The organism is Paenibacillus glycinis, from assembly GCF_009909185.1.
GTDB lineage: Bacteria > Bacillota > Bacilli > Paenibacillales > Paenibacillaceae > Paenibacillus_Z > Paenibacillus_Z glycinis.
In genome coordinates this window covers 135,884-162,438 of the sequence record NZ_JAAAMV010000023.1, presented here as the reverse complement: position 1 = coordinate 162,438, position 26,555 = coordinate 135,884, and the positions used below count along the sequence as shown (strand labels likewise).

The 26,555-nt window shown below is 60.9% G+C and carries 25 protein-coding genes; all 25 read left to right on the top strand.

Features of this window, described 5'->3' with window-relative positions; all coding sequences use genetic code 11:
* The first annotated feature begins 1 nt into the window (after position 1).
* A complete protein-coding gene (locus tag GT019_RS23160) occupies positions 2–2,374 on the top strand; it encodes a spermidine synthase family protein (protein ID WP_161745801.1) in 2,373 nt (790 codons plus the stop codon).
* Positions 2,375–2,386: 12 nt separating this feature from the next.
* Positions 2,387–4,750, top strand: a complete 2,364-nt coding sequence (locus tag GT019_RS23155) for an alpha-L-rhamnosidase-related protein (RefSeq protein WP_161745800.1) — start codon at positions 2,387–2,389, stop codon at positions 4,748–4,750.
* A 67-nt stretch (positions 4,751–4,817) separates the two neighbouring features.
* Entirely contained in the window at positions 4,818–5,609 is a 792-nt protein-coding gene (locus GT019_RS23150) for a sugar phosphate isomerase/epimerase family protein (protein ID WP_161745799.1), read from the top strand.
* Between the two features lie 238 nt (positions 5,610–5,847).
* A complete protein-coding gene (locus tag GT019_RS23145) occupies positions 5,848–6,921 on the top strand; it encodes a glycine-rich domain-containing protein (protein WP_161745798.1) in 1,074 nt (357 codons plus the stop codon).
* A gap of 182 nt (positions 6,922–7,103) precedes the next feature.
* On the top strand, positions 7,104–7,733 hold the full coding sequence (gene upp, locus GT019_RS23140; RefSeq protein ID WP_161745797.1) for a uracil phosphoribosyltransferase: 630 nt from the start codon (positions 7,104–7,106) through the stop codon (positions 7,731–7,733).
* 15 nt (positions 7,734–7,748) lie between these two features.
* Positions 7,749–8,897 carry a non-hydrolyzing UDP-N-acetylglucosamine 2-epimerase gene (gene wecB, locus GT019_RS23135; RefSeq protein WP_161745796.1) on the top strand — a complete coding sequence of 383 codons (1,149 nt, stop codon included), beginning with the start codon at positions 7,749–7,751 and terminating at the stop codon, positions 8,895–8,897.
* 186 nt (positions 8,898–9,083) lie between these two features.
* Positions 9,084–9,338 carry a hypothetical protein gene (locus GT019_RS23130; protein ID WP_161745795.1) on the top strand — a complete coding sequence of 85 codons (255 nt, stop codon included), beginning with the start codon at positions 9,084–9,086 and terminating at the stop codon, positions 9,336–9,338.
* Entirely contained in the window at positions 9,338–9,748 is a 411-nt protein-coding gene (locus tag GT019_RS23125) for an ATP synthase subunit I (protein ID WP_161745794.1), read from the top strand. The genes GT019_RS23130 and GT019_RS23125 overlap by 1 nt, the downstream gene beginning before the upstream one ends.
* Complete coding sequence (gene atpB / locus GT019_RS23120; RefSeq protein WP_161745793.1) at positions 9,748–10,503, top strand: F0F1 ATP synthase subunit A; 756 nt, start codon at positions 9,748–9,750, stop codon at positions 10,501–10,503. Before GT019_RS23125 ends, atpB begins: the two co-directional genes overlap by 1 nt.
* A gap of 73 nt (positions 10,504–10,576) precedes the next feature.
* Complete coding sequence (atpE, locus tag GT019_RS23115) at positions 10,577–10,801, top strand: F0F1 ATP synthase subunit C (RefSeq protein WP_110041963.1); 225 nt, start codon at positions 10,577–10,579, stop codon at positions 10,799–10,801.
* Between the two features lie 101 nt (positions 10,802–10,902).
* On the top strand, positions 10,903–11,385 hold the full coding sequence (atpF, locus tag GT019_RS23110) for a F0F1 ATP synthase subunit B (protein ID WP_161745792.1): 483 nt from the start codon (positions 10,903–10,905) through the stop codon (positions 11,383–11,385).
* Entirely contained in the window at positions 11,382–11,930 is a 549-nt protein-coding gene (locus GT019_RS23105; protein WP_161745791.1) for a F0F1 ATP synthase subunit delta, read from the top strand. Before atpF ends, GT019_RS23105 begins: the two co-directional genes overlap by 4 nt.
* A 16-nt stretch (positions 11,931–11,946) precedes the next feature.
* On the top strand, positions 11,947–13,461 hold the full coding sequence (atpA, locus tag GT019_RS23100) for a F0F1 ATP synthase subunit alpha (protein WP_161745790.1): 1,515 nt from the start codon (positions 11,947–11,949) through the stop codon (positions 13,459–13,461).
* A 122-nt stretch (positions 13,462–13,583) separates the two neighbouring features.
* Positions 13,584–14,444, top strand: coding sequence for an ATP synthase F1 subunit gamma (gene atpG / locus GT019_RS23095; protein ID WP_161745789.1), 861 nt, complete (start codon positions 13,584–13,586; stop codon positions 14,442–14,444).
* A 177-nt stretch (positions 14,445–14,621) separates the two neighbouring features.
* On the top strand, positions 14,622–16,040 hold the full coding sequence (gene atpD, locus GT019_RS23090) for a F0F1 ATP synthase subunit beta (protein ID WP_161745788.1): 1,419 nt from the start codon (positions 14,622–14,624) through the stop codon (positions 16,038–16,040).
* 143 nt (positions 16,041–16,183) lie between these two features.
* Positions 16,184–16,582, top strand: coding sequence for a F0F1 ATP synthase subunit epsilon (locus tag GT019_RS23085; RefSeq protein ID WP_161745787.1), 399 nt, complete (start codon positions 16,184–16,186; stop codon positions 16,580–16,582).
* Between the two features lie 314 nt (positions 16,583–16,896).
* Positions 16,897–17,841: a lysylphosphatidylglycerol synthase transmembrane domain-containing protein gene (locus tag GT019_RS23080; RefSeq protein WP_161745786.1), complete on the top strand. Its 945-nt coding sequence runs from the start codon at positions 16,897–16,899 to the stop codon at positions 17,839–17,841.
* Positions 17,838–19,298: an alkaline phosphatase family protein gene (locus tag GT019_RS23075; protein WP_161745785.1), complete on the top strand. Its 1,461-nt coding sequence runs from the start codon at positions 17,838–17,840 to the stop codon at positions 19,296–19,298. Before GT019_RS23080 ends, GT019_RS23075 begins: the two co-directional genes overlap by 4 nt.
* 40 nt (positions 19,299–19,338) lie before the next feature.
* Positions 19,339–20,139 (top strand): glycosyltransferase family 2 protein, encoded by an 801-nt coding sequence (locus tag GT019_RS23070; protein WP_161745784.1) that lies wholly within the window; start codon positions 19,339–19,341, stop codon positions 20,137–20,139.
* A gap of 126 nt (positions 20,140–20,265) precedes the next feature.
* Positions 20,266–22,065: an ArnT family glycosyltransferase gene (locus tag GT019_RS23065; RefSeq protein ID WP_161745783.1), complete on the top strand. Its 1,800-nt coding sequence runs from the start codon at positions 20,266–20,268 to the stop codon at positions 22,063–22,065.
* Positions 22,066–22,240: 175 nt separating this feature from the next.
* The gene (locus GT019_RS23060; RefSeq protein ID WP_161745782.1) at positions 22,241–23,038 is read left to right on the top strand and encodes a hypothetical protein; all 798 of its coding nucleotides are present in this window, start codon (positions 22,241–22,243) and stop codon (positions 23,036–23,038) included.
* 58 nt (positions 23,039–23,096) lie between these two features.
* Complete coding sequence (locus GT019_RS23055; RefSeq protein WP_161745781.1) at positions 23,097–24,131, top strand: FTR1 family iron permease; 1,035 nt, start codon at positions 23,097–23,099, stop codon at positions 24,129–24,131.
* A 287-nt stretch (positions 24,132–24,418) separates the two neighbouring features.
* The gene (locus GT019_RS23050; protein ID WP_161745780.1) at positions 24,419–24,805 is read left to right on the top strand and encodes an NADH-quinone oxidoreductase subunit A; all 387 of its coding nucleotides are present in this window, start codon (positions 24,419–24,421) and stop codon (positions 24,803–24,805) included.
* Positions 24,790–25,308, top strand: coding sequence for a NuoB/complex I 20 kDa subunit family protein (locus GT019_RS23045; protein ID WP_161745779.1), 519 nt, complete (start codon positions 24,790–24,792; stop codon positions 25,306–25,308). The genes GT019_RS23050 and GT019_RS23045 overlap by 16 nt, the downstream gene beginning before the upstream one ends.
* Positions 25,305–26,555: an NADH-quinone oxidoreductase subunit C gene (locus tag GT019_RS23040; RefSeq protein ID WP_235949049.1), complete on the top strand. Its 1,251-nt coding sequence runs from the start codon at positions 25,305–25,307 to the stop codon at positions 26,553–26,555. The genes GT019_RS23045 and GT019_RS23040 overlap by 4 nt, the downstream gene beginning before the upstream one ends.

The following is a 26,555-nucleotide window of genomic DNA, read 5'->3' as shown; positions in this document are numbered from 1 at the left end:
CATGAACAAGCTTACGAGAAGCGCCTGCTGGAGCTTGGGCGTGGGACTGATGTCGGCTTCGCTGCTGGGGCTGGAAATCGCGCTGACCAGCGTGTACGGCGTGTTGCTGCAGTACCACTACGTCTCGCTCGTCGTGTCGCTCGCGGTGTTCGGCATCGGCGCGGGCGCCTTTGCCGCATACCGGACGAAGCCGCGCGCGGCGGCCGGCGGGAAGCGCAGGGCCGGCCAGGCTGCCGCGGACGCGGACCTGTCGACGGCCGGCTGGGTAAGCGCGGCCGCCGGTCTGTTCATCGCGTTGCTCAGCTTCGCGCTCGCCAAGTTTCCGTACGTCCACCAGCTCGCGTTGTACGCGCTGCTCGGCACGATCCCCTTCGCGCTCTTCGGCTGGGTGATGGGGAAGGCGCTCGGCAGCGGCGCCGCGTCCGCGCCGCGGATCTATGCGGCCGACCTGCTCGGCGCTTCGCTCGGCGCGCTCCTCGGGTATGCGCTGCTGGAGCGCTTCGGCGGCTTCGCGGCCGTGTTCGCGTTGTCGGCGCCATGCTTTGCGGCCGGCGCGGTACTGTTCCTGGCGCCCGGCGCGGCGAACGCGGAAGCAGGCGACGGAATGCATGCCGAAGCGCGCGGCGCGGGCGCCGGCTACTCGCCGCGCAAGCGGCTTCGTTCCATCGGCGGCTTGGCGCTTGCCATTATCGCCGGGGCGATCGTCTGGCCGGCATCGTCCGCAGACGTCTGGCGGCTGGATTATGCGGGCATGAGGGGCGCCGCCCCGGACAAGACGATCGTCGGCACGTTGGCCGCGGACCCGGCCTCGCGGATCCTGCGCACGGACTGGGACAGCTTCGCCCGCACGGACGCCGTCGCCACCTCCGACGACCGCCGGCGAATCATGTTCGTGGACGGCGGCGCAGGCAGCTACATGTACAAATTCGGCGGCGATCTGAGCCAGATGGGCGAGCTCGCGCGCGATATCGAGTTTTTGCCGTTCGCGGCGGGGAAGGCGGATAAAGCCATTATCGTCGGGGCCGGCGGCGGACGCGACATTTTGTATGCCCTGATGGCGGGCGCCAAGGACATTACCGCCGTCGAGCTGAGCCCCGGGCTTGTGAGCGCGGTGCGATCGATGGCCGACTACAACGGCGGTATCCTCGACCGCCCGGGCGTTCATACGGTCGTCGGCGACGGGCGCGGCGTGCTGGAGCGCAGCGGCGAATCGTACGACCTGATCGTGCTCGACCTTGTCTATTCGCAGGTGGGCGGCGTGGGCGGCCAGGCGCTGTCCGAGAATTACGCGTTTACCCGCGAGGCGTTCCGGACGTATCTGGAGCGGCTGACGCCGGACGGCCGAATCATCGTGATCTCGCATCAAGGCATCGAAGGCCTGCGGGCGTACTATACGGGGTTCGACGCGCTCATGCGCGCGGGCGGCGGCGTCCCGCCGCGGGAAGCCGCGAAGCATACCACGCTGCTGCTGGCTCCCGAAGGCTCGTCCGCGCCCGATCTGACGCTGAGCGTGATCCAGAAATCGCCGCTTGCGGCCGGCCAGCTTGACCTGCTGCGGGCGGGCGCCCGGTCGCTGGGCCTGCAGGCGCTGTTTCTTCCCGGGTCCGACGAGCAGCTGCTGCGGCCCTTGCTGGACGGCCGGACGCCGTTCGACGCGTTCGTCCGCGATTCCGAGTACAAGGTCTACCCGACGACGGATGACAAACCGTTCTTCTTCCTGGTGGAGGAATCGCTGCCGGCCGCCTTGCGGCAATGGCTCATCGCGATCGCGGCGCTTACCCTATCGTTCTTCCTGCTTGTTTGGAGGTACGGCGCACCAGCCGGAGGACCGGGCAAGCGTCTTGGCGCTTGGGCGTACTACGGGTTGATCGGAATCGGCTACATGAGCATCCAGACCGTTTGGATCCAGAAAAGCCTGGCCTACTCCGGCACGCCCGCGCTCGCCGCGCTGATCGTCATCGTCCCGATGCTGCTCGGGGGCACGCTCGGCAGCCGGCTCGCCGGGCGCCGGGCCGTCAAGCCGCTCGCGGCGGCAGTCGCCGTCATCGCGCTGACCGCCGGGCTGCTCGCGCTTCAGGCGGCCGCGGGGGACGGCCTTATGGCGCTCGGGCAAGGCGGCCGTCTGGCGGTTATCGGAACCGTCATGTTCGTATATGGCGTGGTGCTCGGCATCCCGCTGCCGGCCGGGCTTCAGTCGGAAGACCGGCGCGTCCCGGGAAGCGCGCCGTTTTATTTCGCGCTGAACGGCATTGCCGGCGTCTGGGGCTCCTGGCTGGCCGTAGCGGCCTCCATCGCCTCGGGGCTCAGCGCCGCGTTGATCATGGGCTGCGCATGCTATGCCCTTCTCGCCGTAACAAGATATCGAACGACTTAGGAGGCAGGACGTATGACCGCAAAGGTTGAAATGACGAAACTGGACGCAGGGCCGGTTCTCGAGGCTTATCGCGAGTCGCGGGAGACGCGCGGCCTATCCTGGAAGGACCTTTATATCACGCCCGGCAACCGGACCTATCTGATCGGCAGCCAGAACGGGGGCTTCCCCGACTTCGGCCATCACGTCAAGCACGAGATGGGCGGGCTTTGGCTGCATCCTATCAAGCTGCTGGACGGCTTCTGGCTCCGGATCGCGGACAGCGGTTCCGTATCGGAGGCCGACGGCCAATGGCTGACGGAAGCGGACAGCTTTCATAATTATCCGTTCTTCAACGAGCATCGCTACGCGCTTCCGTCGCTGCGGCTTGAAGTCACGCGCCGCCAGTTTTGCCCGGACGACGTCGAAGGGTTGGTCGTCAGCTACATTTTGCGCGATACCGGCGGCACGGACCGGGCGCTTGATCTTCGTTTCCTGGCGAGAACGGACCTCAGTCCGGTATGGTTCTCGGAGGGCAAGGGAATCGTCGACGGCTTCGACGAGGGGCGCCTATCCCGGGAAGAGGGGCTGTTTCTGGCGCGCGACTCCGCGAATCCGTGGCATGTCGCCGTAGGCGCCGACCGCGGCTTCGATTCGGGCGCGGTCGACCGCGAACTGTTCGGCCCGCATTGGACGGCGGGCAGAGGCGTCGGCGGCGAGCTGGCGTATCGCGCGGTCGCCGTGCCGGCGGGCGGGGAGAGCGAGATTCGTTTCTTCGTCGCGGGCTCCTGCAGCTCGGAAGAAGAGGCGAAGCTCGCCTATCGGAAGCTGGCGGACCATCATGCCCGGTTATGGGACGAGAAATGCCGCCGCTACGAGGGGATCGCCGCGCAGACCGTGCTGACCATCCCGGACAAGCAGCTGCAGCATGTGTTCAATTGGGTTAAATTCCATAACGATTGGTTCGTGCGGGACGTGCCGGGGATCGGTCGCGGCATGGGAGCCGGCCATCCGGAATATCCGTGGTGGTTCGGCTGCGACAACAGCTATACGCTGCTCGGCCTGCTGCCGGTGGGCGGGCTCGCGATGGCGCAGGAGACGCTGGAGCTGATCCGCGACGCCTCCGAAGCGGAGAACGGCAACGGCAGGATCATCCACGAACTGTCCACCAGCGGCCTCGTCGCGAATCCCGGCAATACCCAGGAGACCGCGCATTTCATTCAATGCGTATGGGAAGTGTTCCAATGGACGGGGGACCTGGCCTTTCTCCGGGGCATGTATTCCGGCGTGAAGCAGGGCTTGGCGTGGCTGCTCGGCGACATGGATCCCGACGGCGATCTCTTGCCGGAGGGCTACGGCATCATCGAGATCGAAGGCCTCAACGTCGAGCTGATCGATACCGCGGCGTACACCTGGTCGGCCCTGAACGCGGGCTCACGGATGGCCGAGCTGCTCGGCGAGCCGCGCCAAGCCGTCCAATACGCCGAATTGGCGGATCGTCTCGGCCAGACGATCAATACGGAGCTGTGGCTGGAGGAAGAGGGATTGTACGCGGACGCGATGGCCTCCGTCGGCAAAGTCAGGAGCCGCATCGACGTTTATATCGAACGCGCCCGTTCGATGGGCGCCGCGGGCGCCGTCGCCGACATGGAGGCGATGAAGGCGCAGATGGAACGGCTGGAGCCGGAGCGCGAGCAGGGCTGGCTGTTCAAGAACTGGGTCATCAACACGCCGATGGAGACGGGACTCGCTCCGCGCGGCAAGGCGCTCCGGGCGCTCGACCGCATGGGCACGGACGAATTCACGGGACCGTGGGGAACTTATCTCTCCGGATTATACCGGGATCAAATGATGACGATCTCGACGGGCGTGCAGGCGATGGCGGAAGCCCGCTACGACCGGATGGACGAATCGCTGCGCTTCATCCGCCTGATCGCGTCCACCTTCAACATGCGCCTGCCGGGCTCCATCTCGGAGATGTCGCCGGACTACGGCTGCTTCGTCCAAGCTTGGACGGTCTACGGCATCGTATGGCCGATGCTCACGCGGATGTTCGGCATTCAGCCGAAGGCGCACGAGCGGACGCTGACGCTTCGTCCAAGGCTGCCGGAAGCGTGGAACGACATCGCGGCGGACCGGGTGGCCCTTGGGCTGGGAGATGCCGGCAACGCGCTTCGTCTCGCGATCTCCCGCGCGGAAGAAGGGAAGGCGGATGCCATTCGATTCGAGCTCGAGCGGGCGGGGTGGTCGGTCATGCTCGATCTGGCCGCGTCCGCGGAAGCGGAAGTCACGATCGACGGGCAAGCGGCTTCGCCTTCGGCCGTACGGGAAGACGGATCGGCGCTCTTCCGGATTGCCGATGCGGGCAGGCATGAGGTACTGATTCGTCGAAATGAATAGAGGCCGGCTGCATGAGCGGCTGGCGCGCATTGGCGCGAGTTGAAAATCGAATGGAGGAATAACGAACATGAAACTAGGCATCATCGCCGATCCGAAGGCGGAAAGCTTCGACTACGCCGCGGGCCTCGGCTTATCGTTCTTGGAATTTTGCATCAACGTCGGCACGCCGGCGGGCGAATTCGCAGCGGCCGTTCCCGAGCTGAAAGCGGCGGGCGCGCGGACGGGCGTCGGAGTGGGATCGATCGGCCGCTGGGGCTCGGACAGAATCGCGAAGGACGGCAGCATCATCGAAGAAGAGCTTCAAGCGGCATATATGCTGATCGATGCCTGCCAAGAGCTGGGCTGCCCGGTGTTCGTCTGCGGCGCCAACTACGTCGAGGAGCTGTCGTACTACGAGAACGCGCGCGCCTCGATCGCCTTCTTCACGCTGCTGCTCGATTACGGCCGCGCGCGCGGCGTTCGCATCGCGACGTATAACTGCCATTGGAACAGCTACATCGTTGATGAAACGGCCTGGAAGCTCATTCACGGCCATCTGCCGGAGCTCGGCATCAAGTATGATCCGTCCCATGCCCGGTACGCGGGACAAAATTATTTGAAGGAAATGGCGGACTGGGGCCACCGGTTCCTCCACGTCCACATCAAAGGCTCGGTGATTATCGACGGCAAGCGCTTCGACGATCCGCCGGCCGGACTCGATCAGACCGATTGGGGCACGTTCATGGCGATTCTGTACGGCGTCGGCTACGCGGGCGGCCTGAGCATCGAGCCGCATTCCGATACGTGGAAGGGCGAGCTGGGCGACCAAGGCGTCCGGTTTACGGTGGATTACATGAACCGGCTGCTGCTGCGGGGATGAATGAATGTTCGACCGCGCGTTCCACGGAACGGGCATTTGCAAGCGGAACCCTTTCGGGAGGCGCGCGAACAGCGTCGCCTGTCCGAAGGGGTTCTTTTAATATCAGGGACGGACTCTTCCGCCGGACGGCGCAACTCGGGCCTGCTCGCCCGAGGTTAATTTTTCCTCAAAACCGCTTGGAAGCGTTGTCCGGCATGCTATGATGGAGATACATATTTCATAAAGGGGTGCCATCCGAATGCCTCTCTTTGCGATCGTCATCATCGTTATCACCGTCGCCGTCCTGTTTAATCTCGCGAAGCCCAAAGGCGGCCCGGGCGCCGTCCGCGGAAACGGCGGACGCGCGAACATCCGCCGTCCGTCCGCGCCGCCGCGCACGCCTCCCGAGTGCCTCGGCGTACCTGCCGGCCACCCGGCCAGGCCCGCCGCGGAACGCTTGGAAGCGGCGCTTACGGCGGATTTCGAGACGCGCGTCAGAGACCGGGTCCTTCGCCAAGCGCCGAACATGCGCGATGTCGAATGGCAGTGGCGCTGGTTCGAGCTGAAGCGTTATTTTCTCTTGTGCGGCGTCCTGCGCGGGGTGCCCATGTACAGCGAGCGGGTCGACGAGGTCTGGCACGAAATGCTGATGTTTACGAGGGAGTACGAGGAGTTCTGCAAAACGTTTTGCGGGCAGCTCATCCATCATGCGCCGCACGCGCCGGATTCGAAGCCGAGTCCGGGCGAACGGGCGTTGTTCGATTGGGTGTACGGCGAGCTGTTTCTGCCGGCTTCGGGAAGCGCCGGGCTGTGGGGGGCGTTCTACCGGACCCCGATGCCGCGCGAGCTCATGCTCGAGCTGGAGACGCACGGCGCGGAAGCGCTGCGCAATGCGCGGTTCAACGCGCGCTCCGCGGGGCTGTTCCCGGACTTGAACGCGACGGTCGACTATCTGATCGAACGGGGCAGAAGGCTGGCGGCCTCGCGGAACGAACCGTTGACGAACAACGGCAGCGGGGACGACTGGTCGTCGCCCGCGATGCTGACGGGGATGATGTCGGCCGGGCTTTTCTACTACTCCTGGGGCTCGGAAGACCAATTCCGGTCGCAGATGGACGGGTTGCAAACGGAAGAGGAGCGCCGAAATAACGACAGCGCTTGCGGCGGTTCATACAGCTGCACTGGCGATGGCGGGACGGACGGCGGCGGGGGCGGAGACGGTTCGCCGGACGGCGGCAGCTCCTCCTGCGGCGGCGGCGACGGCGGCAGCGGCGGATCCTCATGTAGCAGCGGATCTTCCTGCGGCGGCGGATCGTCCTGCGGCAGCAATTAGCTCCAATGGCGACCTCGCCGGAGCCTGTTTCGCCGAAGCTGGCGCCATGCGTTCAATTGCAAGTATTCGGCGCGTTCGGGCATACTTTGCAGGAGGATTTTGGCCTGGCGAACGCCGTGTGCACAATCGGGCTCCGGATGTTATAATTGTCAGTTGAAGAAGATCTCCAGGAGGATTGAATAATGGGCACTCTTACGATTTGCGACCATCCGCTCATTCAGCACAAGCTGACGTATATTCGCGACAAAGATACCAAAACGAAAGATTTCCGCGAACTCGTGGACGAAATCGCGACGATGATGGCCTACGAGATCACGCGGGACCTGCCGCTCGAGACGATCAGCGTCACGACGCCGATCGTCGAGGCGCCGAGCAACGTCATATCCGGCCGCATGCTGGGCGTCATTCCGATTCTTCGCGCCGGCCTCGGCATGGTGGAAGGCATGCTCAAGCTCATACCGGCGGCGAAGGTGGGCCATATCGGACTCTTCCGCAACCCGGAAACGCTTCAGCCCGTAGAGTACTACGTGAATCTGCCCGCCGACGCGACGGAACGGCTGCTGATCGTCGTCGACCCGATGCTGGCGACCGGGGGGTCCGCCAATGCGGCGATCGCGTCGCTCAAATCGCGCGGCTGCACCCAGATCAAGCTGATGTGCCTGATCGCGGCGCCGGAAGGCGTGGCGGCCGTCCAACAGGCGCACCCCGACGTCGACATTTACCTCGCTTCGCTGGACAGCCATCTCAACGATCACGGCTATATCGTGCCGGGCCTCGGCGATGCCGGCGACCGCATGTTCGGAACCAAATAGTTAGGAGTGACTCCATTGTCCAAGTTGAAAGTAATGACCGTTTTCGGCACGCGCCCGGAAGCGGTGAAGATGGCTCCGCTCGTGCTGGAGCTGCAGAAGCACCCCGAAGAGATCGAATCGGTCGTCTGCGTGACGGCGCAGCACCGCCAAATGCTCGACCAAGTGCTCGATTTCTTCAAAATCGTGCCCGACTACGACCTGAACGTCATGAAAGACCGTCAGACGCTGACGGAAACGACCGTGCGCGTGCTGGAAGGATTGGAGCCGGTGCTTCGCGAATCGAAGCCGGACATCGTGCTCGTCCACGGCGACACGCTGACCTGCTTCCTGGCCAGCTACGCGGCGTTCCTGCAGCAGATTCCCGTCGGCCACGTGGAAGCGGGGCTGCGGACATGGAACAAGCTGTCTCCGTATCCGGAAGAGATGAACCGCCAGCTGGTCGGGGTTCTTGCGGACGTGCACTTCGCGCCGACCGAATGGTCGGCGAACAATCTGCGCAAAGAGAACAAGCCGGAGTCCGCGATCTACGTAACGGGCAATACGGCGGCCGACGTGTTCCAATACACGGTGGACAAGTCCTTCGCCCATCCGGTCATCGATTGGGCGGCGGGCAAACGGATGATCCTGATGACGGCGCACCGCCGCGAAGCGCTGGGCGAACCGCACCGGAATATCTTCCGCGCGGTGAAGCGGATCGCGGACGAATTCGAAGACGCGGCCATCGTGTACGCGGTGCATCCGAACCCGGCCGTCCGCGAGCCGGCGAACGAGATCCTCGGCAATCACCCGCGCGTGAAGCTGATCGAGCCGCTCGACGTGTTCGAATTCCACAACTTTTACCCGCACGCGCACATGATCATGACGGATTCCGGCGGTTTGCAGGAAGAGGCGCCGTCCTTCGGCGTGCCGACGCTCGTGCTCCGCGATACGACGGAGCGTCCGGAAGGCATAGAAGCGGGCACGCTGGAGCTTGTCGGCACCGACGAGGCCGCGGTTTACGAACGCGCGCGCGCGTTATTGTCGGACGCGCAGCTCTATGGACGGATGAGCCGAGCGGCCAATCCGTACGGCGACGGACAAGCCTCCGTCAGGATCGTGCAGGCGATTTTGCATCATTTTGGAAGGGTCGGCGAACGTCCGGCTCCGTTCACACAACGTTCATAGATTGCGATAGTAGGCATGCATGCCCGCCAACGCTACAGCATACAGTGCTACTGTACGGTTTGCGAAACCGGAAACCCTAGGTAAATCAAGGGTTTTCGGCTTGCCGTTCACTAAATGTTTGAATTTATATCAATTGACAAACGGGAACCCGCTTGGCTAAAATAAATAAGAGTTTTGGAGTGATTCATGGTGAATTCATCCCATAACGACAAGAATCGCGATGCAGGAAACGGCAATTTCGGCGATAATCCGTGGCGAGCCATGGGGCTGATCGGTTCCGTCGGCGGCACCATTGCCGCATGTCTGGGACTGGGTTACTGGATCGGCTCCAAAATGAACGACGGGTATGGCGCCATTGCCGGCATGGCTGCGGGTTTTGTCGTAGCCGTCATCATGACCATACTCTTGATCCGAACGTTTATAGGGGGCAAAGCGAAGTAATGGATGACTTGTCCGGCCACCTTCGAACGGTAATGCGTATCACCTTCTTTTTTTTGTCTCTATGCTTTATCGGGTGGGCCCTTTATCCGGAGCAAAAGCCGCTCTTCGGCGGACTTGTTCTCGGCGCTGCGGCCAGTCTTGTAAACGCCTTCCATCTTTCATGGAAAGTACAGCGGATCGGCGCGAACGCGGCCGCGAAAGGCGCCAAGAGGAATAACCTCGGTTTTCTCACGCGCGCGTGCATCGGCTTGCTTGCGGTGGTCGTCGCCACACGGTACTTTTCTTTTAGTGTCTACGGAACGGTCGCGGGATTATTTGTTGCTCAATTGGCAACACTCATACTGGGATTTCGATCCAAGGGCAGATCGGCCGCTAGGCATTCTTCCGATGAAAGGGGTGAAAACAACTAATGGAACATATTTTTCCTGAAGTGCATTGGCTCGGAATCCGTTGGGATTTGGCTGCGATCCTCACCATCTTGGTCACCAGCATTATCGTGTTCGTGCTTGCGAAGGTGGCGGTACGCGGGGCATCCGTGACCAACCCGACGAAAATGCAGAACTTCCTGGAATGGGTGATCGAGTTCGTCATTAACCTGATCGGAACTTCCATGGATGTGAAGAAAGGCCGTCCGTACCTGATTCTTGGAATCTCGTTGATCATGTACATTTTCGTAGCGAACATGCTGGGCCTGCCGCTCGGTATCGTCACGGAAGCGCATCACGGGTCGACCTTCCTGGGCATGGATCTCGTGTTGCCGGACGGAGAGGAAGAGGCGCATATTTCGTGGTGGAAATCGCCGACCGCGGACGTAGCCGTTGCAGGGGCTTTGATGGCGATCGTAATCGTCCTCACGCATGTCGAGGGCTTGAGACGCAACCGCAAACATTACCTGAAACACTACTTCGAGCCTTACATCCCATTCTTCCCGCTGAACGTCATCAAAGAAATTTCCAAGCCGCTTTCCCTGTCGCTTCGTCTATACGGGAACATTTTCGCCGGCGAGGTCATGATCTCCGTTATCATGCAGTTGAGTTGGGTCGGTATTCCTGCACTCATCGTATGGCAAGGCTTCAGCATGTTTATCGGCGCGATCCAATCGTTCGTGTTCGTCATGCTGACGATGGTGTACATGTCGCAGGCGATCGTGCACGAGGATCATTAACGCAGCAACAACCCCGTTCAACGCGGGACAACATAAAACTACTATTTCCAAACATTTAAGGAGGATTTTATTAATGGGAGCAACAGCTTTAATTGCAGCAGCAATTGTATTTGGTCTTGGAGCACTTGGCGCGGGTATCGGTAACGGTTTGATCGTAGGTCGCACGGTTGAGGGTATCTCCCGCCAGCCGGAACTTCGCGGTACGCTGCAAACGACCATGTTCATCGGGGTCGCGCTCGTCGAAGCATTGCCGATCATCTCCCTCGTTCTTGCGTTCATTTTCTACGGCGAAGCTTAATACTAAACTTGCAAATGGCGGGGAGTGCCAATGCCTCCGCGCCTTCCTTTTGCTAGCTGCCATAGAACAGCTGGCTAATTTACGGAAAGGAGTGACGTACGTTGGATATCGTATGGTCCAATTTTTTCATCCAACTGATTGCTTTCGGAATTCTTTACTGGCTGCTTAGCCGTTATGCGTTCGGTCCTCTGCTTTCCATCATGGAACAGCGCAAGCAGTTCGTGAAAGAACAGCTCGATAACGCGGAGAACAGCCGCAAGCAGGCGGAACAGCAGTTCGAAGAGCAAAAACAAACGCTGCAACAAGCGCGCAAAGACGCATATGAAATTATCGAGCAAGCGAAACAAACGAGCTCCAAGCAAGCGGACGAAATCCTCCAGACAGCCAAATCCGAGGCCAGCCGCCTGAAGGACGACGCCGTCAAGGATATCGAAACCGAGAAAAACAAAGCGATCGCGGCCCTGCGCGGCCAAGTCAGCGGCATGTCCGTCATGATCGCGTCCAAGATCATCGAGAAGCAAATCGATGACAAGTCCCAAGAACAACTCGTTAACCAATACTTGAACGAGGTTGGAAGCAAATGAGCCGCGAGAGCGTCGTAGCTAAACGCTACGCTAAAGCGCTGTTCGAGCTGGCTCAAAGCAACAACGCGGTTGCCGATGTCGAGAAACAGCTGAAGATCGTCGTGGACGCCTTGGCCGGAGATGCGCAAATCCGCAAATTCATGGCGCTGCCGAACGTCGAAGTCAGCCAAAAAATCGCCATCATCAAGGGCGCCTTGTCCGACAAAGTATCGGTTATGGTATTGAACACGGTAGAGCTTCTCATCGTTCGCGGGCGTCAAAACGCGCTCGGCGACGTGTACGAAGCTTATACGAAAGTAGCGGGCGAGGCGCTTGGTCAGGCACACGCTACGATATATACGGCCAAATCGCTCAGCGCCGAAGAATTGTCCAAAGTAGCGGCGCAATTCGGCGAAATGGTCGGCAAACGCATCATCGCGAAACAAATCGTTGAACCTGCTCTGCTCGGCGGCGTACAAGTGCGCATCGGCGACCGTCTCTACGACGGCAGCCTCTCCGGCAAGCTTGCTCGACTTGAACAAGCGTTGAAAACTCAAGCACTGTAGATAGGGGTGAACGGAATTGAGTATCAGACCTGATGAAATCAGCACGCTGATTAAACAACAGATCGAACAATTTAAATCCGAAATTCAAGTCGTTGACGTCGGTACGGTCATCCAAGTCGGTGACGGTATCGCGCGCGTGCACGGCCTTGAAAACGCAATGGCGGGCGAACTGCTCGAATTCGCGAACGGCGTTATGGGCATGGCCCTTAACCTTGAAGAGAGCAACGTCGGCGTCGTCATCATGGGGCCGTACACCGGCATCCGCGAAGGCGACCAAGTAAAACGCACGGGCCGCATCATGGAAGTTCCGGTAGGCGAAGCGCTTCTGGGCCGCGTCGTGAACGCACTGGGTCAACCGGTCGACGGCAACGGACCGATCGCAACGACGGCTACGCGTCCGATCGAATCTCCGGCACCGGGCGTCATGGCCCGTAAATCGGTATTCGAGCCGATGCAAACCGGCATCAAGGCGATCGACGCGATGATTCCGATCGGCCGCGGCCAACGGGAGCTCATCATCGGCGACCGTCAAACCGGTAAAACGCAAATCGCGATCGATACGATCGTCAACCAAAAAGGCAACGGCGTGGTTTGTATCTACGTTGCCATCGGACAAAAGCAATCCACGGTTCGTACCGTCGTCGAATCCCTTCGCCAACAAGGCGCTTTGGAGTACACGATCGTCGTAACGGCGAGCGCTTCCGAGCCGTCCCCGCTCCTCTACATCGCGCCTTACACGGGCTGCTCGATGGGCGAGTACTTCATGTACAACGGCAAACACGTACTTGTTATCTATGATGACCTTTCCAAACAAGCGGCAGCATACCGCGAGCTTTCCTTGCTGCTCCGCCGTCCTCCGGGTCGGGAAGCTTATCCGGGCGACGTATTCTACCTGCACTCCCGTTTGCTGGAGCGCGCGGCGAAGCTGAACGACGAGCTCGGCGGCGGTTCCCTGACTGCCCTGCCTTTCATCGAGACGCAAGCCGGCGATATCTCGGCTTACATCCCGACGAACGTTATCTCCATCACGGACGGTCAAATCTTCCTCGAATCCGATCTGTTCTACTCCGGTCAGCGTCCAGCGGTCAACGTTGGTAACTCCGTATCCCGGGTAGGCTCCTCGGCTCAAATCAAAGCCATGAAAAAAGTAGCGGGCACGCTCAAAACCGACCTTGCCCAATACCGCGAATTGGCGGCATTTGCGGCATTCGGATCCGATCTCGATAAAGTAACGCAATCCCGTCTGAACCGCGGCGAGCGCACTCTGGAAATCTTGAAGCAAGGCGTTAACCAGCCGCTGCCGGTAGAGCGCCAGGTCGTATCGCTGTACACGGTTACGCGCGGACATACGGACGACATCCCGGTACAGGATGTACGCCGTTTCGAAGCTGGACTCCTTGCTTTCGTGGATGCCAACAAGCCTGAGATTTACGCTTCCATCCGCGATACGAAAGATCTGACTTCCGACAACGAGAAAGCGCTGGTTGAAGCGATCAAATCGTTCAAAAACAGCTTTGCGACGTCGGTATAAACCATATCTTTACCTTCGGGCCGCACGCGCGCGTGCGGTTCGAATACTAGCGCGGAATAGAACCGGCCGAGGGCGAAGGGAAGCTTCGTCCGGGTAAGCCGGCAATAAGGTGGTGACAACGAATGGCTAAAGGCATGCGCGAAATCAAACGCTCGATCAAGAGCACCCAGAATACGAAGCAGATCACGAAGGCAATGGAGATGGTCGCGTCCGCTAAGCTGAAGCGAGCTCAGGAGGCGGCCGTGGCATCCCGTCCGTATACCGACAAGATCCGCGAAGTCGTGGCGAGCATCGCATCGGGCGGAGGCGCAATCAAGCATCCGATGCTGCAAAGCCGCGAAATCAAGCGTACGGCCTATCTGGTCGTCACGTCGGACCGCGGTTTGGCGGGCGGATACAATGCGAACGTGCTTCGTAAAGTATGGTTGACGATTCAGGAGAAGCATAAATCTCCCGCGGAATACGACGTGTTCGTCATCGGGCGCAAAGGCCGCGATTATTTCAAGCGCCGGGGCATTACCCCTGCGGATGAAGTGACGGGACTTTCCGATTCGCCGAAATTCGCCGACATCAAATCGTTGGCGGCATCTGCCGTCAAAGGTTTCGAAAGCGGCAAATACGACGAGTTGAACCTCGTGTACAACCAATTCTACAACGCGATCACCCAAGTGCCGGTCATTAAGCAGCTGCTTCCGCTGGATCAGTCGCAATTTACGGGCGCGAAGGCAAGCTACGAATACGAGCCGTCGCCTGAGAAGGTACTCGACGTGCTGCTGCCCAAATACGCGGAAACGGTGATTTACAGCGCGGTATTGGAAGGCAAAGCAAGCGAGTTCGGCGCACGTATGACCGCAATGGGCAATGCGACGAAGAACGCGACGAAAATGATCGCGGGCTTGACGTTGACGTACAACCGTGCCCGCCAAGCGGCGATCACGCAGGAAATCGCGGAAATCGTCGGCGGCGCGAACGCGCAGCAATAAATGCATACGATCATCCCGGAGGGCGTCCTTCGGAACAGCGATAAAGCAGTGCTTCCGGGAAGAGATTTTCTCCGGAAAACCCAATATACGCTTCCGGTTGCGAGCATTTCTCCGGAAAGCTAAAGATTACGCTTCCGGAGCCAGCTTTCCTCCGGAAAGCTTACAGGAGGTACAAGAATGAGCAAGGGGCATGTAGTCCAGGTCACTGGTCCGGTTGTCGACATCGCGTTCGAGAACGGCCATCTGCCTGAGATTCTTAATGCAATCAAAATTGAGAAACAAGCGCAAAACCCGGGCGAAGTCAACATCAACCTGACGGTTGAAGTCGCGACGCATCTCGGCGACAACTTGGTCCGCTGCGTTGCGATGTCGTCCACCGACGGTCTTGTCAGAGGCACGGAAGCCGTAGATACGGGCAATCCGATCACGGTTCCCGTAGGTCCGGCAACGCTGGGTCGCGTATTCAACGTGCTCGGCGATCCGATCGACAACAACGGCGACGTAGACCGTTCGATCGCGAACCCGATCCACCGTCAAGCTCCTCCGTTCGAGGAACTGTCGACTTCCCAAGAAATCCTGGAAACGGGCATCAAGGTTATCGACCTGATGGCTCCTTACTCCAAGGGCGGTAAAATCGGACTCTTCGGCGGCGCGGGCGTAGGTAAAACCGTAACGATGCAAGAGCTGATCCACAACATCGCGCAAGAGCACGGCGGTATCTCCGTATTCGCCGGCGTCGGCGAGCGTACGCGTGAAGGTAACGACCTTTACCACGAGATGAGCGATTCCGGCGTTATCGCGAAAACCGCGATGGTATTCGGTCAAATGAACGAGCCTCCGGGCGCGCGTCTTCGCGTAGCATTGACGGGCTTGACAATGGCTGAGTATTTCCGTGACGTAGAGGGAAGAGACGTTCTGCTGTTCGTCGATAACATCTTCCGCTTCACGCAAGCCGGTTCCGAAGTATCCGCATTGCTCGGCCGCATGCCGTCCGCGGTAGGTTACCAGCCGACGCTGGCAACTGAAATGGGTCAACTGCAAGAGCGTATCACGTCGACGAAAAAAGGTTCCGTTACTTCCATTCAAGCGATCTACGTTCCTGCCGATGACTATACGGATCCGGCTCCTGCAACGGCGTTTGCCCACTTGGACGCAACGACTAACCTTGAGCGTAACATCGCGGCAATGGGTATCTTCCCGGCCGTTGACCCGCTCGCCTCGTCTTCCCGTATCCTGACGCCTGAGATCCTTGGCGAAGAGCACTACCAAGTCGCTCAAAGCGTTAAGAAATTGCTGCAACGCTACAAAGAGCTGTTGGATATCATCGCGATCCTCGGCATGGACGAGTTGTCCGAAGAAGACAAACTCATCGTTATCCGCGCTCGCCGTATCCAATTGTTCCTGTCGCAGCCGCTTCACGTTGCCGAAGCGTTCAATGGCATGCCAGGCCTGTACGTGCCGGTTAAAGAAACGGTACGCAGCTTCAAGGAAATTCTCGAAGGCAAGCACGACGACCTTCCGGAACCGGCATTCCACAACGTCGGAACGATCGAAGATGCAGTTGCGAAGGCGCAAAAACTGGCACAAGAGGTTTAATTCGCCAGGAAGTTCGTCCGATTATCGCCGCCGAAGGCTGCTCCATCATTCGATGGGCAAGCGCCAAAACGACTTTTGTCGGACATACGCCTAAGCTAACGAAGTTGCGTCTTACGTCGTAGGGCGCATGGGAGGGTAAGATCATGAGCTCCTTTTTACTGGAAATCGTAACGCCTGAGCGTAAGGTTTACGCTGAGGATGTCAATATGGTGATCGTCAAAGGCTCCGAGGGCGAGATGGGCATCATGCCGAATCATATCCCGATGGTCACGCCTTTGAAGATCGCGCCCATTACGATCAAAAAGAATAACGCCGAAGAAAAAATCGCCGTTGGCGGCGGTTTTCTCGAGATCCGCAAGGATAAAGTCGTCATTCTGGCCGAAAGCGCGGAATTGCCGGGCGATATCGATCTCGCTCGTGCGGAAGCGGCCAAACAGCGCGCCGAACAGCGCCTGGGCGGCAAAAAGGACGATTACGATCAATTGCGTGCCGAGCTTGCGCTGCAGCGCGCGATGAACCGGATCGCCGTCAAACAAGGCTAATGGATTCGTAGCAGGAAGCCGATTCTTTTGCAGATGTTCCCATCTGCGGGGAATCGGCTTTTTTTTTGCATGCGCACAAAGTGAAGGAAAACGAATGAGAGCGGTAGAATGAAGCGTATCTCGGCCAGGCAGCATGGCGGATTGCGCGGGCCGCAAAGCCTTCGGCGATTTTCAAATCTGCGGAAATGGTTTGACGGAGCAGGTACCGTTCACTATACTTGGTGATAACGGTTCTCACTTGTTGAGAAGGACGGCGGACACGACAGGAAGGCATGATTTTGCGGAAAATAGGTATTTCCTTGGGCGGGCTTACCTTGGCTGCCTTGTTTGTCTGGTTTACGATGCGCTGGTTCCAGGGGAAGGCGCTGGGCGATGCGGCGATCCGATTGCTGCACGCCCCGTACATGCTTCTCCTGATGACGGCGGGCTATGGCTTATCCTTCTGGTTGAAGGCGTTGTCTTGGCGGCTCTATGCCGGTCGAGAGAAGCTGGACCCGCTGCGGCACTATATGCATCCGTTGTTCGTGAGCTTGCTGATCAATCATGTCCTGCCCGTAAAAGCAGGAGACTTGGCGCGTACCGGGTTGTACGTTCGGAGCACGTCGGTACGCTGGGACGATGCGCTGCATTCCGTAGCCGCCATGCGCGTGCTCGATATGGCTTCGCTGCTGCTGATCGGATCCGCCGGCGCGCTCATGCTCGGCTTGGAGACATCTCCCCGGTATGGGGTCGTGCTTGGAATGGGCGTGTTGGCTGCTGGCGCGGCGTGGTTCGGACTGGAGCGGCTGCGGAGAGGGGGAGGGCGCAGGCGCGGACGCATGGAAGCACTGTCCGGCTTGGCGCTGCGGCATTACGAACATCTGCGGACGACGTTGGCTTCCGGGAGAGGCGCAATGGCGGCGCTGCTCACTTTTGCCTGCTGGCTGCTCGAAGGCGCGGTCGTGTACGGCGTTGCACGAGCGCTTGGGCTATCCGTTAACCCGCTGCAGGCAGTCTGGGCGACCGGCATGACGATTGCCGGGCAGGTCTTTCATATTACGCCGGGCGGGATCGGCACCTACGAGACGACGCTGACGGCATCGCTCGGCGTACTGGGCATCGCCGGGAGCGCGGCCTATACGGCGGCTCTGTTGTCGCATGGGTACAAATTCGTTTTTGCTTACGTGACGGGGACGTTATCGATCGTCCTGACGGCCGTCACATGGACGGAGTTGCGGGGTTGGCTGAGGCTGCGCCGAAGAGAGGGGCATGGGGAATGAAGAAAGCGTCCGGGTTCGAGATCGTGGCGGCGCGCTGCTGGAACTTGTTGAACGAGGGGAAACCGTTTACGCCGATCTTCACGGTGTCGGTCTACGCGCTTTACCATATGGGATCGTGGGGAGACGGCGCGTTCTGGACGCAATTCGGCTTGGGCCTGCTCGCGGGGCTGCCCCTGTTCGCCTTGTATTTTCACTACGATTTTCCGCTGTTTCTGCGGAATTATCTCTGGTTCCCCGTCGTTGCGGCGCTGATCCTCTGGCGGGACGCGCCGCTCGAGCTGGGCTTATACGCGCTTGCGATCGGATTGTTTTTGTTCTTCACGATTTATTTCTGGGGGACGTTCTATTATCATTTGCGGATCGGCACGTCGTGGTGGAATTTCAAGCGCTTCTGGAAGCTCGTGCTGAAGAACAGCGATTCGACGAGCGGCAATGCGCAGGAGCAGTTGCCGAAGTTCCTGCTGCTGCTCTTCGTGGTCGATACGGCAGGAGCGAAATGGGCGGACGCTTCGGCGGCGGGCGGCGATTTCGGCTGGGGAACGTATCTGCTGTTTCTCGCCGGGACGGCGCTGTTCGCATGGGTGATGCACCGCAACCTGTTCGATTGGAAGCCGAAAGAGATGCCGGGCTATACGACGCCGATCGAGGCGCCTGCGGACCGCCCGGAAGGGAAAGTGTTCGTCCTCGTCATCGACGGGATGCGCAAGGACCGTTTCGAGGAAGCGGATGCGCCGTTCCTGAAGAAATGGCGGGCGGCAGGCACGGAGTACACGCAGATGGAGACGGTATACCCGGCGCGGACGGTCGTCTGCTTCTCCTCCATGTTCACCGGCACTTATCCGCGCGAGCATGGCATTACGTCGAATATGGTATGGAAGCTCGGAATCAAGGTGGAATCGATCTTCGACAGCCTGAGGAAGGTCGGCAAGCGCGGAAGGCTGCTCGGGATCGCGCATCTCATCGATTCCATGGGCGACGACGTGGAGAGCGTAACGGCGGTCATGCATAACGATAAGGCGGACCGCAACATCATGGAACGCGCGAAGCTCATCATGGCGGAGCAGGACCCGGACCTGTTGGTCGTGCAGTTCATCGCGACGGACCAGACGGGACACAGCATGGGCGCATTGTATGGCGAATATCGGCAAAAGATTGAAGAGGCGGATGCGCTGATCGCCGAATTCGTCGCTTGGCTTACGGAACGCGGGGACGCGGACGATGCGACGTTCATCGTATGCGCGGATCACGGACAAGCCGACGGCATCGGCGGGCATGGGCATTTGGACGAAGGCGAGCGGTACGTTCCGTTTTTCCTGCATGGGCCGCGGGTGCGCCAAGGCGTGAAAATCGACGCGAAGCAATCGCTCGTCTCGGTCGCGCCTACGCTCAGTTATTTGCTGGGCGCGCCTCTCCCGAGCCATAGCCGCGGTCCCGTGCTGACGGACGCTTTTGAATAACAGGGATTCCGAGGACTCCGCCAGAAAGAAGTGGAACAGCATGAAGAAGAGAAAACTGGTCGTTTTTCTGCCCGCTCATAACGAGGAAGGCAATATCGGGCCTGTCATTGCGCGTATTCCCCGGGAAATGGGGCGCGATTGGACCGTCGAGGTGCTGGTCGTCGACGACGGCTCCGCGGACGGCACGGTTGCGGAAGCGCGGCGGGCGGGCGCCGACCACGTCGTATCGTTTGCCGCGAACCGCGGCTTGGGCGCCGCGGTCCGCGAAGGGCTTGCGGGCTGCCTCCGGCTGGGCGCCGATATCGGGCTGATGATCGATGCCGACAATGAGTACCCGCCCGAGGAAATTCCGAACGTCATCGCGCCGATTCGCGAAGGCAGGGCCGAATATACGATGGGATCGCGGTTTAAAGGGACCATTCGCGGCATGAGGCTGCACCGCCGCGTAGGGAATATTTGCTTTACGATACTCCAAGCCGTGCTGCTGCGGCGCATGATCTGGGACGGGCAGTCGGGCATGCGCGGCTTCTCGCGCGAGGCGATGGAGCACGCGGACATCATTCATGATTACAATTACGCGCAGGTGCTGACGCTCAATCTGGTGCGCCAGGGCTTCGCGATGGAAGAAGTGCCGATCACGTACCGGGTTCGGGTGCACGGCCAATCCTTTATCAAATTCCGCAACTACCTCGGTCACGTGCTGCCGGCGATCTGGCGGGAGATGCGACGACCGGCGGTCAGACGCGGAAGCGCCGCTCGCGAGACGCTGCCTCCTGCAGGCGCGCCGACGGCGGGGCGGGGACTGACGGCAAAGGTAGAACGCGAACAGCGGTACGGATGACGAGGGCGCTAGATTGGACGCTGGCACACAAACCCGTTTGAGCGTGGATCGCGCTGTACCGTGAGAAATTATGCGTGGTTATTGCTAAGCGTACGCGAGTGCTATGAGTAAACGAGGGAGGGGGCGGTGACGCTGCGCGGGGATGACAAGATGGATCAGGCGATCGACACCGGGATACCCGCTGCGCCTCCGAGCAATCCCGGCCATCCATCGGGAAGCGGCGAATCCCTTAGACGGAAAGGGGCGTCGCGGCTGAACAAGGCTGCTCCGATAATCGCCGTGCTTGTCGCGCTGCTCTGGGCGGCATACAGTTGGACGCAGCGCAGTCCTTTCGTCGCGAGCTGGGACGAGGCGGATTTCGTATTGGCCTTGGACCGGTTCGATCTGCTCGCGATGCAGCCGCATTTCCCGGGCTATCCGTATTTCGTGATGGGGGCGATGGCATTGCGTCGGTTCGTCGGCGATCCCGCCCGCGCCTACGAATCGTTGAATATCGTTCTCGGCGCCGCGTCCGTCTATCCGATATGGCGGCTGGCGCGGCGGCGTCTGACGCCTGCATGGTCGCTGCTCGTCGTGCTGCTGATCTTGACGTCGCCATATCTCTGGCTGCAGACCGTCCGTCCGATGTCGGAGGCGGCGGGCATCGCCGTGCTGTGGTGGTACCTGTGGTGCTGGCGGCGGGCGATGGAGCGCAGGACATGGGGGCGGATGACGGCGGCGTTGTTCGTATTCGGCCTGTTGATGGGCGTGCGCCTGTCGTTCGCTCCCTTCGGACTCGGCGCCTGTTGGCTGTTGGCCGCGGCTTGGGCGGACTGGCGGGGGGAGCGGAGGCGGCTATGGCCGAAACTGGTCATCTTCGCGGCGATCGCGGCCGGGTGCCAGCTGCTATGGGTGGCCGGATTGGCGCTTAGCGAAGGCGGCGTGCGAGGATTCCTACAGCTGGCCGTCGCCTTCACGGAAGGCCACTTCAGCGAGTGGGGCGGCGGCGTGGCTTCCGCCGGTGACGAGCTTTCCTTCGCGGCGCGCCTGCTGCGCTTCGCGGGCGACAACGTGCTCTGGACCGGGATGTTCGCCCGGTCCACCGCGCTGTTCGCCGCGGCGGCGGCGCTATTGCTCGCCGCCGTGCTTTCCGCGGGGGCGCGGCCGCGCCCGCCCCGCGACAGCGCGAGCGCCGGCGCCCGCTTGGCGCCCCGGGCGGCGGCATGGCTTCGCCGCTCGGGCCTGCCGGGCGCGCTCGCCGCGCTCGCGGGCGCCTACGGCGCCTGGGCGCTGCTGGCGCAGAACATCGACAAGCCGCGCCACATCACGCCACTCATCGGCGTGATGTGGCTGCTGCTTGCGCTGCTCTGCGCGGCAGCGCCATCGGCGCGGCCCGCCGCGCCCCAATCGCCGGCCGCGCCCGGCGATGACGCCGCTGCGCCGCAGCGGCCGCCCGCGCCGGCAGACCCCGGCGCCGGCGAAGCCCCGCCGCGCGGCGAGCGCATCCGCCGCGCGCTGCGAACCGCCGGCGCGCTCATCGCCGCCGGCGTGGTCGCGCTCCAAGCCGCGCGGGGCGGCGCGCTCGTCGCGCGGCAGGCGGACGAGCCGCCGGCCGTCTACCAACTTGGGCAAGGGCTGCGCGAGCTGGCGGCGGCGCACCCGGACAACCGCTTCGTCGTCTACACCTACGAGGAGACGCGCGTCCTCGATTACCTGCATGTGCCGGTGTCGAACCGTCGAATCGAGACATACGATTATTTTATCGCGGACGTGCAGGCGGACCCGGGAGCGACGATCCTGCTGACCGACCACGTCCTGAAGGGGTTCGAAGCGCAGGTCGGGTCGTTGGCAGGCCAGGTGAAGCCGATAGCGGCCTATGACAGCGATCCGTTATTCGATCCGGTCTATGGACATATCGCGTTGTACGAATGGGTCGGCGAGCACTGAGCGGCCGCCCAATCGCGGGAATGTACACCGGTTGTTCACACTTTTCGACCGGCGGGGAGCGTATAATAAACCTGTTGACACGCTAAATGAAAATGATTATCGTTGTTAGCGGGCGGACCGTTGCCGTGCGCCTGTTTGAATGGCAAAGACGACCAGAAAAAGGTGAATTGCAGCCATGCGCATGATGGTGAAGACCGCAATGCTGTTCATTGCGCTTTTCCTCGCTTTGGCGCCCGCGGGCGCCTGGGCTTATTCCTACGGCGATGCCAATACCGAGGATGTGGCCGAAACGTTCAAGCTCGTCGTCTCCGACCTGGGCAAGACGCCGGCCGATTGGACCGGCGCGGAAGCCGCCCACAAGGAAAGGCGGGAGGAGATTGCTTCCCACTTCGGCGAAGAAGTCGCCGCGACCTTGGACGCGAACTTCCGATCCCGCGACGCGGACGTTACGATAGCCAATTATAAAGCCATACTGATCATGAATTTGGACCGACGGTTCGATAACGCGATTCAGAGCATAACCGATTATACGCAGGCGAAGCTGTTGCTGGCGAAAGCCCGCGCGACATACGAGGCGCTCGTGCCTTATGCGGAAGCGAAGCTGTCCAAGTCGGAGCTGGACGGCTTGTCCGCCGATTTCGACGCCGCGCTGGAGGCGATCGGCAACCCCGGTTTGTTCGGCGTAGGCAAGAAGGAGGCCGACGGGCAGGCGCTCCAAACCGCCGTGAACCAAGTGTACGGCGCGTTGAAGCCGCTCTTTCCGTACGCGCCCGGCGAAGCGGCCGGAGGCGCGAAGGATCCGGATGCGGCCGTCCAGGCCGCCGAGCCCGATACCATCGACGGCACGAAGGAGCATGCGGCGATGGAGCGGGAAAATAAAACGAACCCCGCGATCACCGTCGGCGTGATCGCGGGCATCGTCGTCATCGGCGGCGGAGCCGTCTTCTGGGCGCGCCGCAAAGGCCTGCTGTAGCCGCTCCTCCCGCGGCGAAGCAAACGAACAAGGATAAAGTAAGGAGTGAGCGTTCACCATGAACCTGCAGGCGTTTCTCATCACGTTTCGCGAGGCGTTCGAAGCGATATTGATCGTCGGCATCATCATTTCGTATTTGAACCGGATCGGGCAATCCCGCTGGAACAAATACGTCTGGCTCGGCGTCGCGCTCGCGGTCGCCGCGAGTCTCGGCGTCGCGATGCTGTTCCAGAACGTGCTCGACGGCTACGCGACCATGGGCAGCAAGGATTATTTGCGGATCGGCATCTTGATCGTTTCGGCGGGCCTGCTGACGCATATGATCCTGTTCATGAGCAAGCAGAACCGCGAGATGCGAAGCAAGCTGCAGAGCAAGGTGGCGCTCATACTGACCGCCGGCGGCGCGATCAACATGATCGTGCATTCGTTCCTCGTCACCTTGCGCGAGGGCGTGGAGACGGTATTCTTCTTCGCGGCCATCTCTTCCGGCGACATCTCCAAAGTGCTGCAAAGCTGGGGGGCGCTCGCGGGCCTGCTCGCGGCGGCGGCGCTCGGCGTGGTCGTTTTCAAGGGCAGCAAGAAAATCCAGATCGGCACGTTCTTCAAGGTGACGAGCGTGTTCCTGATCATGATCGCCGCGGGCCTCTTGGTCCAGGCGGTCGGCGTCATGCAGGATCTGCGCGTCATCGGCAGCGTCTACAAGACGCCGGGCGGGCAGGTCGCGGCCATGTACGATTTGACCTGGCTGCTGCCCGAGCATCCGATCGACGAAGCGAATTATATCCGGGACACCGGGCATCATCCGGTTTTCCATGGGCAGGCAGGCGTGTTCTTCAAAGCGTTCCTCGGCTACTCGGAAGATCCGTCGCTCGAGGAATTCGTCTGCTACTGGCTCTACTACGTGTTCGTCTTCGTCCTGATCGCGAGGCAGAAGAAGGTCGCCGGCCTCGCCGCGGCGAAAGCGAGGGAGGACGACGCGCACGCCGATCCGAGCATGCCGCAGGCATCCGCCCTTATCGCAAAGCCTGCGGCGACTCCCGCGAGCGCCGATGACGAACAACAGGTTCGCAAAGGCGCTCCGACGGCCGTATAAACCGCGTATTGCATGCCGGCAAGCTCTTCCTTCGTACCGTCGAAGGGGGAGCTTTTTTGCGTCTGGCAGATCGTTGGCTAAATCGTCATAACTTTTTCGGGGCGAACGAGCATATAGATTTCAAACGGCGGCGGTTTTCAAGAAGGGCGGGAATGGGCATAACTGAGCATTGGAGCAAGGAAGCGCATCCAACTCCGTCATAGACGCAAGTGGCAGGTTTTGTTATAATTGTGAGGGAATTTTGTCCAAGTTCGCTGCACGTATTTGCGCCCTGTAGATCCCTAACCATGGAGGCGAAAGTTGTGGAGAAGTACATCAACAATTACGTTATTGTAGCGATCTTCATTGTTATCGGCATTCTGCTTCCCGTGGTCGCGCTGACCGTCGGCCGGCTGCTTCGGCCCAACAAGCCGAACGACGAGAAGAAAACCACGTACGAGAGCGGGAACGAGCCCGTAGGGGAGGGGCAGGTTCGCTTCAACGTGCGCTACTACTTGTTCGCGCTTATGTTTGTCGTCTTTGATGTCGAAACCGTTTTCCTATATCCGTGGGCCGTTGCGTATAAGCAGCTCGGCCTTTTTGTGCTTGCCGAGATGGCGATCTTTACGGGACTTCTGCTGATCGGATTACTCTACGCCTGGAAGAAGAAGGTGCTGAAATGGAATTCAATTTAGAGTCGATTTCCCCGGAAGAGCGGCAGGAGCTGGAACGCAACGTATTCATGGGCACGCTGGAGCAGCTGAAGGCATGGGCGAGGAGCAACTCGCTGTGGCCGCTGACGTTCGGGCTGGCCTGCTGCGCCATCGAGATGATGGGCACGGGCGCGTCGCATTATGACCTTGACCGGTTCGGCGTCATGTTCCGCACGTCGCCCCGCCAATCCGACGTCATGATCGTCGCCGGGACCGTAACGAAGAAGATGGGACCGCTGCTTCGCCGGCTGTACGACCAAATGCCGGAACCCAAATGGGTGATCGCGATGGGCTCCTGCGCCACGGCGGGCGGGCCGTACGTCAAATCCTACTCCGTCATGAAGGGCGTCGACCAAATCGTGCCCGTCGACGTGTATATTCCGGGTTGTCCGCCGAATCCCGCCGCGCTTATTTACGGCATCAACAAGCTTCAGGAGAAGATTCGCTATGAAGCGAAGACCGGGAAGCGGGTGACGAGCCGATGAGCGACGGGAAGGAAAAGGAACCGGAGAAAGGCAGCCTGCCGGAATCGGAAGCATCCGCGACCCATGGACCGGATGCGGACGAGGCAACGGCAGCCGCGCAGCCCGACGGCGATGTCGTTCCGGCGCACGAGCCGGGTATGCCGTCCGAAGAGGATGCGAAGCCGGCTGATGCAGCCGCTTCTCCTGCAAGCGCGGCTTCATCGGAAGAATCGCGCGGCCCGGCTTCGGCCGATGAATCCGCATCGCCCGCTGCTCCTGCGGCGGGTGACGATTCCGCTTTAACCGCCGCCCCTGCGGCGGCTGACGATACCAAATTAAGCGCTGCGTCTGCAGCGGAAGACAAGTCCGCCGCTCAAGGAACGCCGGCGTCATCGACGGATGCCCCGGCCGCAGCCGCCTCTGGTGAGAAGGCGTCTCCTTCCGACGCCGCGGCCGGGCAGAGCGACGATGTTTCCGCGCATCCGGCGAATGCCGCCCAGGCGCCGCCAAGCGGCGAAGCGCCCGCGGCGGTCGACCCCGAGCGCGAAGCGAAGCTGAAAGCTGCCGCGGAAGCGCGCGCAGCCCGTGCCGCGGCGAAAGCGGCGGCCGAGGGCGGTGCACCCGCATCGGCGGACGCCGCCCAGGCGCCGTCAAGCGGCGAAGCGTCCGCGGCCGATCCCGAGAAGGAAGCGAAGCTGAAGGCGGCCGCGGAAGCGCGCGCGGCCCGCGCCGCGGCGAAGGCGGCCGCGGACGGCGAAGCCGCTGCCCCTGCCGAGCCGAAGCCGCCGTCCCCGATGCAGCCGCAGCTTGATCTGGCGGTGGAGCTGATCCGCACGCAGGCAGCCGAGGATGCCATCGAGGAATCATACATAAACGAACTGGACGGCCACCGGCCGACCTTGATTATACGCGGCGAGCGGCTGATTGCCGCGGCCGAGCTGCTGAAGTCGCACCAGGCGCTTCAAATGAACTATCTCCGCAACGTATCCGGCGTCGATTACGAGACGCATCTGGAAGTGGTGTACCACTTGGTATCCCTGCAGTCCGGGCAGGAAATCGCGGTGAAGGTGAAAGCGGACCGCGAAGCGCCGTCGGTGCCCTCCGTCGCGCCGGTCTGGGAGACGGCCAACTGGAACGAGCGCGAGATTTACGATTTGCTCGGCGTAGATTTTCCCGGCCATCCCGATCTGCGGCGCATCATGATGCCGGACGGTTGGGTCGGGCATCCGCTGCGCAAAGATTACGAACCGCTGGACCCGGAGGTGTGA